Source organism: Chitinophaga niabensis (assembly GCF_900129465.1).
GTDB classification, from domain to species: Bacteria; Bacteroidota; Bacteroidia; order Chitinophagales; family Chitinophagaceae; genus Chitinophaga; species Chitinophaga niabensis.
The window spans coordinates 3,134,203-3,147,654 of the sequence record NZ_FSRA01000001.1 but is presented as its reverse complement, the minus strand read 5'-3'; the positions used below and the strand labels follow the sequence as shown (position 1 = coordinate 3,147,654).

15 protein-coding genes and 2 tRNA genes are annotated in these 13,452 nt (G+C 44.8%); 7 read left to right on the top strand and 10 right to left on the bottom strand.

Going from position 1 to position 13,452, the window contains the following annotated elements; translation table 11 throughout:
- Positions 1–72 precede the first annotated feature (72 nt).
- Positions 73–624, top strand: a complete 552-nt coding sequence (locus BUR42_RS12410; protein WP_074239536.1) for a dihydrofolate reductase family protein — start codon at positions 73–75, stop codon at positions 622–624.
- A 73-nt stretch (positions 625–697) separates the two neighbouring features.
- On the opposite strand, the gene BUR42_RS29560 is transcribed toward BUR42_RS12410, so the two are convergent.
- The 3 genes from BUR42_RS29560 to BUR42_RS12400 all read right to left on the bottom strand — a co-directional run bounded on the left by BUR42_RS29560 (position 698) and on the right by BUR42_RS12400 (position 2,056).
- Positions 698–883 (bottom strand): hypothetical protein, encoded by a 186-nt coding sequence (locus tag BUR42_RS29560; RefSeq protein WP_143197427.1) that lies wholly within the window; start codon positions 881–883, stop codon positions 698–700.
- 100 nt (positions 884–983) lie between these two features.
- The gene (locus tag BUR42_RS12405; protein WP_074239535.1) at positions 984–1,715 is read right to left on the bottom strand and encodes a YceI family protein; all 732 of its coding nucleotides are present in this window, start codon (positions 1,713–1,715) and stop codon (positions 984–986) included.
- The gene (locus BUR42_RS12400; protein WP_074239534.1) at positions 1,712–2,056 is read right to left on the bottom strand and encodes a hypothetical protein; all 345 of its coding nucleotides are present in this window, start codon (positions 2,054–2,056) and stop codon (positions 1,712–1,714) included. The genes BUR42_RS12405 and BUR42_RS12400 overlap by 4 nt, the downstream gene beginning before the upstream one ends.
- Before the next feature lie 87 nt (positions 2,057–2,143).
- Between BUR42_RS12400 and BUR42_RS12395 the strand changes: the two genes are divergently transcribed.
- Positions 2,144–3,052: a winged helix-turn-helix domain-containing protein gene (locus tag BUR42_RS12395; RefSeq protein WP_074239533.1), complete on the top strand. Its 909-nt coding sequence runs from the start codon at positions 2,144–2,146 to the stop codon at positions 3,050–3,052.
- Positions 3,053–3,065: 13 nt separating this feature from the next.
- On the opposite strand, the gene BUR42_RS12390 is transcribed toward BUR42_RS12395, so the two are convergent.
- From BUR42_RS12390 to BUR42_RS12365, 6 genes are all read right to left on the bottom strand, one after another.
- Entirely contained in the window at positions 3,066–3,578 is a 513-nt protein-coding gene (locus BUR42_RS12390; RefSeq protein ID WP_074239532.1) for a GNAT family N-acetyltransferase, read from the bottom strand.
- Positions 3,579–3,766: 188 nt separating this feature from the next.
- Positions 3,767–4,828: an endo-1,4-beta-xylanase gene (locus BUR42_RS12385; protein ID WP_074239531.1), complete on the bottom strand. Its 1,062-nt coding sequence runs from the start codon at positions 4,826–4,828 to the stop codon at positions 3,767–3,769.
- Between the two features lie 95 nt (positions 4,829–4,923).
- Entirely contained in the window at positions 4,924–5,712 is a 789-nt protein-coding gene (locus tag BUR42_RS12380; protein ID WP_074239530.1) for a phytanoyl-CoA dioxygenase family protein, read from the bottom strand.
- 262 nt (positions 5,713–5,974) lie between these two features.
- Positions 5,975–6,060, bottom strand: a tRNA-Leu gene (locus BUR42_RS12375).
- Positions 6,061–6,143: 83 nt separating this feature from the next.
- Positions 6,144–6,219, bottom strand: a tRNA-Gly gene (locus BUR42_RS12370).
- Between the two features lie 73 nt (positions 6,220–6,292).
- On the bottom strand, positions 6,293–7,132 hold the full coding sequence (locus tag BUR42_RS12365) for an RHS repeat domain-containing protein (RefSeq protein ID WP_074239529.1): 840 nt from the start codon (positions 7,130–7,132) through the stop codon (positions 6,293–6,295).
- A gap of 111 nt (positions 7,133–7,243) precedes the next feature.
- Here BUR42_RS12365 and BUR42_RS12360 point away from each other — a divergent pair, with 111 nt between their 5' ends.
- Genes BUR42_RS12360 through BUR42_RS12345 form a run of 4 tightly spaced genes read left to right on the top strand, consistent with a single transcriptional unit; the run spans position 7,244 to position 10,179 of the window.
- Positions 7,244–8,257 carry a DUF3667 domain-containing protein gene (locus tag BUR42_RS12360; protein WP_074239528.1) on the top strand — a complete coding sequence of 338 codons (1,014 nt, stop codon included), beginning with the start codon at positions 7,244–7,246 and terminating at the stop codon, positions 8,255–8,257.
- Position 8,258: 1 nt separating this feature from the next.
- Positions 8,259–9,032, top strand: a complete 774-nt coding sequence (locus BUR42_RS12355; RefSeq protein WP_074239527.1) for an enoyl-CoA hydratase-related protein — start codon at positions 8,259–8,261, stop codon at positions 9,030–9,032.
- A gap of 12 nt (positions 9,033–9,044) precedes the next feature.
- The gene (can, locus tag BUR42_RS12350; RefSeq protein WP_074239526.1) at positions 9,045–9,674 is read left to right on the top strand and encodes a carbonate dehydratase; all 630 of its coding nucleotides are present in this window, start codon (positions 9,045–9,047) and stop codon (positions 9,672–9,674) included.
- Entirely contained in the window at positions 9,667–10,179 is a 513-nt protein-coding gene (locus BUR42_RS12345; protein WP_159442260.1) for a hypothetical protein, read from the top strand. Before can ends, BUR42_RS12345 begins: the two co-directional genes overlap by 8 nt.
- A 76-nt stretch (positions 10,180–10,255) precedes the next feature.
- On the opposite strand, the gene BUR42_RS12340 is transcribed toward BUR42_RS12345, so the two are convergent.
- On the bottom strand, positions 10,256–12,520 hold the full coding sequence (locus BUR42_RS12340) for a Tex family protein (RefSeq protein WP_074239524.1): 2,265 nt from the start codon (positions 12,518–12,520) through the stop codon (positions 10,256–10,258).
- 167 nt (positions 12,521–12,687) lie between these two features.
- On the opposite strand from BUR42_RS12340, the gene mazG reads away from it, so the two are divergent.
- The gene (gene mazG, locus BUR42_RS12335; protein ID WP_074239523.1) at positions 12,688–13,452 is read left to right on the top strand and encodes a nucleoside triphosphate pyrophosphohydrolase; all 765 of its coding nucleotides are present in this window, start codon (positions 12,688–12,690) and stop codon (positions 13,450–13,452) included.

Genomic DNA, 13,452 nt, shown 5'->3' with positions numbered 1-13,452 from the left:
TCTGTCACGGAACACCCCTCAAAATGTTTAATGCCTCGCTTATTTTTGGCTTATAAGCTAAAAACTATAAAAATGAGAACTGTATCATTCGGTATGAACATTAGCCTGGATGGCTACTGCGACCACACTGCCTTTAATCCAAGTGAAGAAGTTATGGATTATTTTACAGAAATGATGGACGGCGTGGACCTGTTCTTTTTCGGCCGTGTTATGTACCAGCTCATGTTTCCCTATTGGAGCGATGTTGCGAGAGATCAATCCGGTACAGCAGCTGAAAATAGATTTGCCCAAAAGTTTAGTGCTATTGACAGGGTTGTTGTTTCACGATCATTGGACAGCGGCGACGAAAAAACGCGGATTATCCGTAGCAATCCTGCGGAAGAACTGCTGAAACTAAAACAGCAACCCGGTAAAAAGATTTCGGTAGATAGCGTAAGCATGCTCCCGGAGCTGATCAGCGCAGGCCTTATCGATGAATTCAAACTGATTGTTCATCCGGGTATCGTAGGAAAGGGAAGGCTCTTGCTGGAGCCCGGAAGCCTTCAGGAAAAGCTTGATCTAAAGCTGATCGATACCATACGTTTCAAATCCGGAAGTGTGGCACTTCATTATTTGAAACAGTGATGGAAGTCTTCGAACAATTATGATCGTAGCCAGGTTATTTTTTCTACAATATTTTTAAACACAAAAGGTGTCTTTATCGCTTTGTGCCCTTGAAGGATAGAATAACCAATATTACACCACAAACCAGGAGCAATACAAAACCCACAATTCCAAAGTTCAGGAAAGTACGCGCATTGTTCCAGTGATTGATCTTGGCAAATAAGCTCAAGGTCACTAAAAGCAATCCTATTATAGCACCTGGTAAAACAATCTTTTTCATACTTATATCTTTTGATAGATTTTTACTCTAAAGAGGCCTGCTATGGAGAGCAGTCTGAATAACTGTTGTGTTGGATTTATTCATCATTATTCAGCATTTTTTATAATGTTGCTACGATTTTCATTTGGAATTCAATGTTATCCGAAACGATTTGATCCGCTAAAATATCATAGAACTTTCCTGATCTATAACGGATGCCCCAATCTGTTCGATCAATGGTCAGTTTGCCATTCGCTTTTACAATTCCGTCCTTAACTTCTATTTGGGCTGGAAAAGTAACTGAGCGGGTAACACCCTTAATGGTCAGGTTCCCTGTAACGTTAATAGTCGTATCACTCACAGATGCAACCCTGGTAATTTCGATTGTAGAAATGGGGAATTTTTCGACATCAAAATAATCAGGCGATTTTAAGTGGTTTATAGGGGTGTTTTTATTCTCCTTATCTGCATATTCAATCGTATTTATGTCGATTTCGACTGTACCACCCATAAGTTGACCTTTTTCAATGACCAATTCACCTTTTGATATATGGACGTACCCGGTATGTTCCTCCGCAGAAGCCAGCATAGCACCTTTCCATGTTACAATACTTTCCTTCTTATCTATAAGATATTTTTGTCCGGAGGATACGGAGCTTGCTGATGCATTATTTTTATTTTCCTCTTTTACCCGGCCACGACAACCGAAGAACAAAGAGGGGATCATTAAAATTAAGTAAATGTTTGATAGCTTGTTGTTCATTGATAACAATTGATAAATGTTTTTAAATTGGATATACTCATTATTGCTGACCTGCTTTACTTTTAAAGCCGGTAATGGTCTTTCTATCATAACGATGCACTCCGTTTCATAGATCCGAACCAAATGCTTGCATCGTTAACTTCCGGTATCCCCGGAAAATCCCCGCCTCCTCTTGCCTTAATTCCTGTTACAACGGACATTTTATCGTACAAGGACTTTGCATCATAACGTGAAAGTGCCCAGGCATTCATCAGAATGGTGCCATTTCTGCCTTTTTTTACATTACGGACCATCGTATCAGGCCCATAGGCAGTGACTATGTCTTTGATTTCAGGCTTTGGATTATCTTTAGGTAGATTTGTTTGGTTTTGTCCACAGGAAGTCTGTAAAACAGGCGTCAGGAACAAAACGTATAGCTGTATGTATTTCATTTTTTACTTTTAATTCAGCTAAATTACTTTGATATCTTTCAGCCTGAGAATCAGGATTGTAAATAGAAATGTAAACTTTGTAAATAAATGGTAAATCGTATATCTGATAGCCGAAACTTCCTCTCCGGGAAAGGCAAGTACCTGTTCGGATTGATATTACTCTCGTTTATCGCCGTAATCTGCGTGGCTTTCAGTATGGCCGGCAGTAACGACTTTGCTACTGCCAGAAGGGAAATGTTGCTCCGTGGGATCGGACATGAAGTACTCCTGCAGTCGGGTGACAGTACTTCAAGGATACTCCCGGTAAAAAAGGTTGCAGAAAACGAATACCAGATAAGGTTTGAGAAGGATCTGACCTTTCAACCGGAATCCCTGGTGAATACTACCCGGCGTTGGTTGGGCAAAGATCCCCTCGTAAGCGACTATGTAGTTAACGTTCTGAATTCCGACAACTCCAGTGTAGCCTATGGATATGCTATATCCAAAAATAAAAAGGATGATATTGTAGCATGCAAAGGAAGAGTACAACCCAGGGCAAACTATATGATCAACATTAAATTCAAACCGACAGGAATGAATACAGCCAGGAATGTATATCTCCTGGGTGGCCTGCCATTTTTAGCATTTGTTGGTTTTATTTTTTTGAGGTCTGCTAGGCCGCGAAGAGATTTACCTGAAGTTCAGGATACAAGTGATGCCAGTATATTCACTTTAGGTTCGGTGTTGTTCGATGCGAAGAACCGGAACCTCATAGTAAATGGAGAGACAATAGACCTGACCGGAACGGAAACCCGTGTATTGCACGTTTTCGCATCGTCTCCCAACGAGACCATAGAGCGAAGCCGGCTGCAAAAAGAGATATGGGAAGATGAAGGAGTTATTGTGGGGCGCAGCCTGGATATGTTCATATCAAAACTCAGGAAAAAGCTGGAACCTGATCCGAACATCAAAATTGTTGTTATACGAGGAAAGGGATATAAGCTTGAAATTAGCTGACAGGAAGGTTTGGCTACACGGTAAGCAGAAGTTTTAAATAAGGTCTATTATTGCTTTCATTTATCCTGGTTTCTGTTTTTTCAATCCCCCATTTTTCCAGAAGGGCAATAGACTTTTTATTTTCCGGGTAAACAGTTGCCGTAATTCTCTTATCCCATTTATGCTGATTTTGTTTTATAACAGACAAAACTTCACTCATCAACCCTTTTCTTCTTTCTTCCGGATGTACCATATATACTATTTCCAGTTCATCGCTGTTGGTAGTATCTGTTTGCTTAAGTTCCATGTGAGCGCAGAGCTTATTGTCTGAATACACGCCCCAGATCCAGAACCACCTTTCAGTATCTTTAGAATAGATGTCGAATATTTTATAAAAGAGTTTTGTTTCTTCTTCTGCATTATCGGCAGTGCCTCCCATGAACTGAGAAACTTCCTTATCAAGGGAAATTTCAAGGAACCTGCTCAGGTCATTTACAGTGTACGGCTTTAGTATGTACCGTGCAGTTGTTATTATCGGAGGAAGCATAATGTGTTATTAAATGATCGTTGTGCGAATTCGGCACAGATAAAATTACATTTACTAAATAGAAAAGGCCGCTTTTCAGCAGCTTTTTTAACTAATTAATTAGATGTACGGATGACGGGAGGTTCTTGAACATCTTACTGATTTTCTGAGGTTGGTGAACAATTTTTACATCTCCGGGAGAAGAAGGTTTAGAAGTCGATCACCTTCTGGTATGCCTTTTTAGGCTGAAGATTTTCATCGAATAACAGTGGATAGTTTTTCCTGCCTCTCACGGGGAAATTATCCAGCCAGCTGGAACGGTCTGAAATATTCCAGAAAGTAACGCCGGTGATCACATCACGATATCTTCTGAATGTGTTGAAGAACATAGCATATTGCTGTTCCTGTAGCTGCTCCTGTTCTGGCGTGAAATGGCGTTGTTCAGGCATTTTATCGTTGGTGAAAACAGATACGTCCAGTTCGGTGATCTGTATTTTGATTCCAAGCGATGCATATTGTTCGATAGCAGACGTAAGTAATTCTCTTGATGGATCTGTAACGGACCAGTGGCCCTGCAGGCCAATAGCATGAACTGGTACGTTTGCATCACGCAGCATTTTAAGCAGGCGATATATCTTGTCTCTTTTTGCCGGATTTTCTGTGTTGTAATCATTGTAGAATAAAACGGCATTCGGGTCTGCTTCATGTGCATACCGGAATGCATGCGCAATAAAATCTTCCCCGCAGATCTGATACCATAGGGAATTACGAAGAAACTCGTTCTGCCGGTCTGAAACGGCTTCATTTACTACGTCCCAGGCATAGATCCTGCCTTTATAACGACTCACCACATTATGGATGTGTTTACGCAATCTGTTCAATAAGGTGTCTTTGCCTACCAGTTTGCCTGCTGCATCGTAAAACATCCATTTCGGTGCCTGGTTATGCCAGCAGAGGGTATGGCCCCTGACTTTCAACCCGTTTTCCGTTGCAAAACGAACGATTGCATCTGCACCTCCCCAATTATACCGGTCTTCTTCCGGATGTATTGGTTCCATTTTCATCACGTTTTCTGGCGTGAGGCTATTGAAATGCCTGAGTATGAAGGAGCTGGTGGAGGAGTCCTGCAAATGACGGGGTGTGATGGCTACGCCGATAGGGAAGTAGTTTTTGTAATGATCTTTTAGCCCTTTATCTGCATGCTGCGCGTTTGCTATAATAGATGTGCATAAAAGTATAACTGAAACGAACAGGTGTTTTGATCTTATCATAAGATCTCTAAAATACAAATTCAAACAACTTTTCGCAATACCTGAGATACGGATATATCCGGGGATGCGATCGCATCCCCGGATGTCTGCTTATTTTAAATGCGGGAAATGGCTATTGCATTTCTTATAGCTTCCTCAACCGGGCTGCAGGGGCCTGTGCTACGAATGTCAAACGGACTCCTGATTAACAGCGGTGGTTGTGCCATAAACTTTGGCGTTTTGCCTCTATGCCGCTGTGCGGCATGAACTAAGAATGGATGACAAAGATATACAGTACCGGCGTTTCCAACGGCCAGTGCTTCTTCCCTGGCAGGTAATTCCGGTAATTTACCGGCCAGCTCCATGAAAGATAGGCCTTCTTCACCTTCTGGTTCCAACAGTTTGACAACATCCAGATGTGATCCTTTTAGCAACCTCGTTGGCGCATCCAGTTCAGTTATATCTGAAAACAGGAACAGCATCAGCAGGCCACGGCCTTTGGAATGTACATTGACCCTGGCGGCGAAAAAGTCGTTAGGATCAGCACCGGCAAAGCCTGCATCTACATGCCAGCCGGTATCACCGGAATCTGTCTCTGATGGAAAACGAACGGGAAATGCGCCCATGCTCATGCAGGGTATCCATCTCTCCTTACCAACTAATTGGTCAAATGCGCTATGAAGAATACTGGTATTGGCAGCCTTAATAAAGGGCTCTCCGGTATACATACCCAGCCAAACTACAGGCTGCGTCCAGGTGGTGCTATCGTTTGGATCGGCGGGAATATCTTTCCAAAGTATATTTCTGGCTTCGATGGCAAGATCGGCAGAAAAAGCGTTGTCGATACGAACAAAGCCATCAGTAACAAATGAGTGTATTTGTTGTGAGTTTAAGGTGCTATGCATAATGGGTAATATAAAAGTTCAGACAATAAAAACTTAGTGTCCCTACGGGACATCAATTTTATAGGACTTGAAAATTTATATTATAACATTACGGTCATCCTCATATCACAAAAGTAGAAATTTTTTTAAATGACTCAGGCCATAATTAAGCGAAGGACCAGGAAACCAGTAACCGGTGCAATGTATGACGCAATAAAGTTCAATGAAAAAGGGTTGCTCATGTTGAGCAACCCTTAAACTATTTTGACGGTATTCCGTCGTGTACCCCAGACGGGAGTCGAACCCGTACGAGCCTTGCAGCTCACAGGATTTTAAGTCCGGCGTGTCTACCAATTCCACCACCAGGGTATCCTGCCTTGTAAATGTAATTAAACATTCACAAAGAACTTTAAACAAAAATTCCAAACTGAAGGCAGTTTGGAACGCTTGTATGGAGCGGAAGACCGGGCTCGAACCGGCCACCCCGACCTTGGCAAGGTCGTGCTCTACCAAATGAGCTACTTCCGCGTATGAATAAGAACTTTTTTTGTTGGGATTGCAAAGATAGGAATTGTTTTAAATCTGCCAAGTATTTTTTTACTTATTGAAAATATTCATACGTATAACGCACCATGCCTAAGGTCGTTTTCTCTTTACCAGAGCACTCTTCAGCCTGGGGTAATCCTTTGGCATCATAACTGTATTTCCAGATCAGGTAGTCGCCGCTCTGAATATTCACCACTGTCATCTGCGTTAATTTTCCATTCGCATCATACTCAAAACTATAGTCCGGCAGCATCTTTTTCCGGGTAGGGTGGAAGCGGAGCACATCGGTTAAACGGCCTTTGCTGTCGTAGTTGTAATATACGCGCTGGCGGCCGGGCTGTGCCTCCTCGGTCACCCTGCCTTCTGCGTCTGTTGTGAATTTTACCACTGTGGAATCCAGGCCTCCCTTTTTCAGGATCATGGCCTTCAAACGCCCGAGCGTATCATACACGTACCGGCGGTTCTCTGTCATCGTGAACTTATCCTCCCTTCCGCGGGAACCGGTCTGGATCTCTTCCAGGCGGCCATCCTGCGTGTATTGGTATTGCATGGTGCTGATGCTGTTCTCCACGCTGTCTACCGATTTGGTTAGTTTGCCGGCATTGTTAAAGGTGGAAACAACTACAGAACGACCGCTTACACTGCTTTGGGTAAGGGTACGCATTTGCCGGTGAGTAGGGTTCATACCCCGGATGCAGATAAAATTACGGTCTTCCTCCTGGTTAGCATCCAGCGTTTTAACATGCTGGAAACTCACCTTGTTGCTCTTGAATAAGGCCATTGTAGCCGCTGTTTGCTGTGTAATGTACACGTCCTGGTAGTAATACTGCGCCTGGGCGCTGGAAATAACCAGCAACAGGCTGGCGGCGGATATGAATGTTCTTAATATGCCCATAAAATGAATGCTCCGTTTAGGAACGCACAAAAATAAACAAAACGTATATCCCGGGAATATAATTTATAATTCCGCTATCTTTAGCCCTCCTAAACCTGCCAAACCTAAATCGTGAAAACACAACACTTAAGAAGCGACCCAACTTGCCTTAACTGTGGTACTGAAGTAACAGACCGCTTCTGTTCCCATTGCGGCCAGGAGAACATTGAAACCAAGGAACCTTTCAGCCACCTGGTAAGCCACTTTTTCCAGGATATCACGCACTATGATTCTAAGTTCCTGCTCACTTTCAAATACCTCTTTACCAAACCCGGATTGCTGACAAAGCAGTATGTGGACGGGCGCCGGATGGATTATGTAAATCCCATCCGCCTGTACATTTTTACTTCCTTTGTTTTCTTCCTGGTACTGAGCTTTTTCAATCATTCAGACGAAAAGGACCTGGATAAAATGAATGCCAAGCTGGAGAAAACAACCAGCAAACTGGAAAAAAAGAAATCGTTATTGCTGGATTCTATTGCGAGAGGCGCAGAGGATTCTGCAAAGTTGAGAGAGCAGGTGAATGCAATTAATACGGGTACTGTTTTTACGCAGGGCTCTGGCACCACTGTAAAAGAGGCATTGGCCAGGTATGATTCCCTTCAGCAAACATTGCCGGAGAAGGAAAAAGATGGTTTTGTGATGCGCGCCATTATGCACCGGAGTATAAAAGTACAATACGGGGGCCAGGAGGCGCAAAGAACTATTGGCGAAACGCTGCAGCATAATTTACCGAAGCTGATGTTCATTCTGCTGCCATTCTTTGCCCTGCTGTTGAAAATGGCCTATTTCCGAAGGAAGATGTATTACACGGAGCATGCCATCTTCACTATCCACATCCATACTTTGATCTTTGTTCTATCCTTAATAACGTTGCTGATCTATCAGTTCTGGCATTACAGCGGACTGTATGGCTGGATGACACTGATCGTTTACATCTATTTCATTATTGCCTTGAAGCGGTTCTATGGTGGTTCTGTGGGCAAAGCGCTGTTAAAATCAATTTTAATCTTAGCATGTTACGGAACCGGTGCGATTATCATACTTTTGGCTTATGTTATTATTATAGCCGCAATTGCATTGTAATATGGAATTCATCATCATACACCAACAGGCGCAGCCCTATATTGCGCATATCCAGCTAAACCGCCCCAAGGAACTGAATGCCCTCAACCTCCAGCTGATGCAGGAACTAAGGGATACATTAAAGGCCCTGGACGAAGATGACCAGGTACGCGTGATCATTATCAGCGGAAACGACAAAGCTTTTGCCGCAGGTGCGGACATTAAGCAGATGGCCGGTAAAACTGCTATAGACATGTATAATGTAGACCAGTTCAGCACCTGGGATACCATAAAGAAAATAAAGAAACCCCTCATAGCTGCCGTTAGCGGTTTTGCATTGGGCGGGGGCTGTGAACTGGCTATGCTCTGCGATATGATCGTTGCCAGCGAATCCGCCCGGTTCGGGCAACCGGAGATCAGGATAGGGGTAATGCCCGGCGCAGGAGGTACACAGCGTTTAACCAGGGCCGTAGGCAAAGCATTGGCCATGGAAATGGTGCTCACCGGAAGATTTATTACGGCAGAAGCAGCTTTACAGGCAGGTTTGATCAACAAAATTGTTCCTGTTGAGTTATATTTAACGGAAGCATTCCGGCTGGCTGCCGAAATTGCCCAGTTAAGCCCCCTGGCTGTGAAGATGGCTAAAGAGTCCGTACTCAGGGCATTTGACAGTACATTGGAAGAAGGGTTGCATTTTGAGCGTAAGAACTTTTACCTTCTCTTTGCTTCAGAAGATCAGAAAGAAGGGATGCAGGCTTTTATGGAAAAAAGGCCCCCCGTATTTACCGGCAAATAAAAGATTAAACAGATGGATATATTTGAACAACTACTAGCGAACAACAAAGTGTGGGCTGCGAATAAAGTAGCAGCTGATAAGGACTTTTTCAAACGCCTGCAAAACCAGCAGTCGCCCAAATTCCTCTGGATCGGTTGTTCGGACAGTCGCGTGCCGGCCAATGAGATCACTAATACAGAACCGGGAGAAATATTCGTACACCGCAATGTTGCTAATATGGTAGTGGCTACGGATCTGAACCTGCTTACCGTATTGGAATATGCCGTGAAGGTATTAAAGGTGGAACATGTGCTTGTAGTAGGCCACTATGGTTGCGGAGGGGTGAAAGCCGCGCTCACTAACGAGAACTTTGGTATCATCAATCCCTGGCTGAAACATATCAAAGATGTGTACCGCTTTCACAGGGATGAAGTTGATGCGCTGGATTCTGAAGATAAACGGGTGGACCGCCTCATAGAACTGAACGTGCAGGAACAGGTGATGAACCTGGCCAAGACCATCACCATCCAGGAAGCCTGGGCCAAAGAACAACGGCCTACGCTCCACGGCTGGGTATACGGTATTAAAGATGGCCTGATCAATCCTTTATTTGATATGGAACCCGGTACTCATATTGATCCTATTTATGAATTTAATGTATAAGCTCGCCCTCCTTTGCATATTGATGATTGCCTGTGGCAGCCCTTCTGAAAGCAGTAAAGTAAAGAAGGTGCCGGACTCTGTGACCATGATCCCCACGGATACCATGATCCAGACTACGGATACCTCTATCATCCCCTCACTCGTAGAATCCTGGAAAGCCTACGAAGCGTTTAACGGTAAGTACGCGCTGGATGTAAAGCTCCTGCAGCAGCATCCCCTGAAGAGCCGCCTGAAAGCTATCCTGGGAGAGGATGAGAAAGACTTTATGCTGCGTTATAAAGTAACGCCGCCTATTGAAGTGGAATCCGGCATCCTGTTCAATGAAGGCTGCAAACCGCATGATTGTACTGTAGACGAAGCGGCTATTGCTATTGATATGCGGAAGGATGTGATCTATGTGGGGATTGCACGGAATAAAGCAGTGAAGTTATTCGGGGAGCGGGGAGACTCTGCCTATCCGGAAAAGCTACTGCAATGGATGATGAAATTCGAAGAAGGAAAATAAAACAAAAAGGCCCGATGGATCTCATCGGGCCTTTTTAATATTAGTTGTGAAAATTTTTGAAAGCAAATCACAACTATTAGTCCTTGAACTTGGATTTCAAGGCTAAGAGCTTAGCCTGAAAATCATTCAATGGTGCTTCTTTCTTTTCTTTGCCACCACCCTGAGCCGGTTTTCCTGTGTTGCTGCGTTCACGTGGTTCACGCTTAGCTGCAGGCTCGTTATCTTTCATGGATAAAGAGATCCGCTTACGGGCAATATCTATTTCCAGTACCGTTACCGTTACTTTCTGGTTCAGCTTCACCGCTTCATTCGGGTTGCTGATGAATTTGTTGGAAAGGTGAGAGATGTGCACCAGTCCATCCTGTTTAACCCCGATATCCACAAACGCACCAAATGCTGTGATATTCGTTACCACGCCAGGCAGTGTCATACCGGGTTTCACGTCTTCCATGGATTTGATGCCTTCTGCATATTCAAAGATGGCTATTTCATCACGCGGGTCGCGGCTGGGTTTAGCCAGTTCTTTCAGGATATCTTCCAGTGTAAGCTGGCCTACTTCTTCGCTGATGTAATCTTTCACATTGATCACCTTACGGAGGTCTTCACGGCCCATCAGTTCTTCCACGGTACATTTCTGACCGGCGGCAATTGCTTCTACCACTGCGTAACGTTCAGGGTGAACGGCTGAGTTATCCAATGGGTTATCGCCATGCTCAATACGGAGGAAGCCTGCGCATTGTTCAAATGCTTTTTCACCGAGGCGGGTCACTTTCTTTAATTCCTTACGATTTTTGAAAGCGCCATTCTCTTTGCGGTATTTCACGATGTTTTCCGCGAGGGAAGGACCAAGACCTGAAATATATGCCAGCAGGTGTTTGGATGCGGTGTTCAGGTTTACACCCACCATGTTCACGCAGCTCACCACAATACGGTCAAGGCTTTGTTTCAGGTGGCTCTGGTTCACATCGTGCTGGTATTGACCTACGCCGATGGATTTCGGATCTATCTTCACCAGCTCTGCCAGCGGATCTATCAGGCGCCTGCCGATGGATACGGAGCCACGCACGGTTACATCATGATCCGGGAATTCTTCACGGGCTACTTCAGAAGCGGAGTACACAGAGGCACCACTTTCATTTACCATGAACACATTCACTTTACGCCCGAAGTCGATCTTTTTGATGAACTCTTCCGTTTCGCGGCCTGCGGTACCATTTCCTACGGCAATGGCAGCAATATCATATTTATTCACCCAGTTACGCAGCAGGTTCTCTGCATCCTGGCTCTTGTAATTCTTTTCCAGCGGATAGATCACATCGTTGTCCACCATATTGCCCTGTTCATCCAGCGCAACTGTTTTACAACCGGTACGGTAACCGGGGTCTACGGCGATCACGGCTTTAGGGCCTAATGGCGCTGCCAGCAATAACTGGCGGAGGTTTTCCGCAAACACTTCAATGGCTTCGGTATCTGCTTTTTCTTTTGCGGTAGCGCGGAACTCGTTTTCCAGGGAAGGGCGCAGCAAACGTTTATAAGCATCTGCAGCTGCTTTGCTCACCTGCTCGCTGGCAGCATTATTACCGGTAACGAATTGTTTATGGATGATCTCTGTTGCATCTTCTTCTGCGGGTGTGATGTTGCCGAAAAGGATGCCTTCTGCTTCTGCCCGTAAAATGGCCAGCACCCTGTGTGAAGGGATGGAGTGCAGTTCTTCGGAAAAGTCGAAGTAATCCTTGTATTTCACACCTTCTGCTTCTTTTCCTTCAATTACTTTTGAAGTGAACACAGCAGTATTGGTAAAGAGCTTACGCAGCTTGTCGCGCAACTCGGCATTTTCATTGATCCATTCCGCAATAATATCCCGGGCGCCTTTGAGGGCTTCATCGGTAGTTGCCACCTGTTCGTTGATGAAGGTTTTGGCTGTTTCATCCAGGCTGCCGTCCTGCTGATCAAAGATCAGTTTGGCCAGTGGCTCCAGGCCTTTCTCAATAGCAACGGTAGCACGGGTTTTGCGTTTAGGCTTGTAGGGGAGGTACATATCCTCCAGTTCTGCGATCACCCAGCTGTTTTCCAGCTTTTCCAGCAGTTCAGGCGTCATTTTCTCCTGTTCTGTAATGGTTTTGATGATAAAAGCCCGGCGGTCGTCCACTTCTTCAAAGCGTTTCTTCAGATCCTCTACCTTGCCTATCTGTACCTCATCCAGGCTACCGGTCTGTTCTTTCCGGTAACGACTGATAAAGGGTACGGTAGAGCCTTCAGCCAGTAGGCTCATGGTACTCTCAGCCTGCTTCATCGATATTGCCAGCTCAGCAGAAATGAGCGCCACGTGTTTCGGATTCATATTCGTTTCTTTTGTGATTTTACTAAGGCCGCAAAGCTAATTAAATTGGCTTTTCTGCCAAGAAAAAGAAATTAACACTGATCCGGCCGGAAATTTGCGGAAAGGAGGATTCCTGAATTTGCATTATTTTTCCGTTTCTTAGCACAGGATCCTTAATATTTAATGTTATGCAGCCGGAACAAGCCTTTAGCCGATTATTGCAGATCATGGACGATCTACGGGAAAAATGCCCCTGGGATAAAAAACAAACCCTCCAATCGCTCCGCCAGCAAACAATCGAGGAATTGTATGAATTGACAGATGCTATCACCAACGAGGATTTTAAGGGCATCCGGGAAGAACTGGGCGACCTGCTGCTGCATATTGTTTTCTACGCCAAAATAGGTGCTGAACAGCAACAGTTTACCATTACAGACGTGATCACGGGCATCTGCGATAAGCTGGTAGCCCGCCATCCGCATATTTACGGGGATGTGAAGGTGGAAAATGAAGAGGATGTGAAACGCAACTGGGAAAGGTTAAAGCTCAAAGAAGGAAAGAAATCCGTGCTCAGCGGCGTACCCGTTTCCCTGCCCGCGCTGGTCAAATCCATGCGCCTCCAGGAAAAGGCCAAACAGGTTGGTTTTGAATGGGACACCCGGGAGCAGGTATGGGATAAAGTAGAAGAGGAAACAAAGGAGTTGATGGAGGCGGTGGAATTGGATGATAAAGACGAAATGGAGGCCGAATTCGGCGATCTGCTCTTTGCGCTGGTAAACTATAGCCGCTTTCTGAAAATAGATGCAGAAAACGCCCTGGAACGTACAAATAAGAAATTCATCCGCCGGTTCTCCCAAATGGAAGCAATGGCAGCGGGTGAAGGAAGGCGGCTGGATGAAATGAGCCTCACTGAAATGGACGGCTTATGGAATAAAGTAAAGGAAGAGGAATAA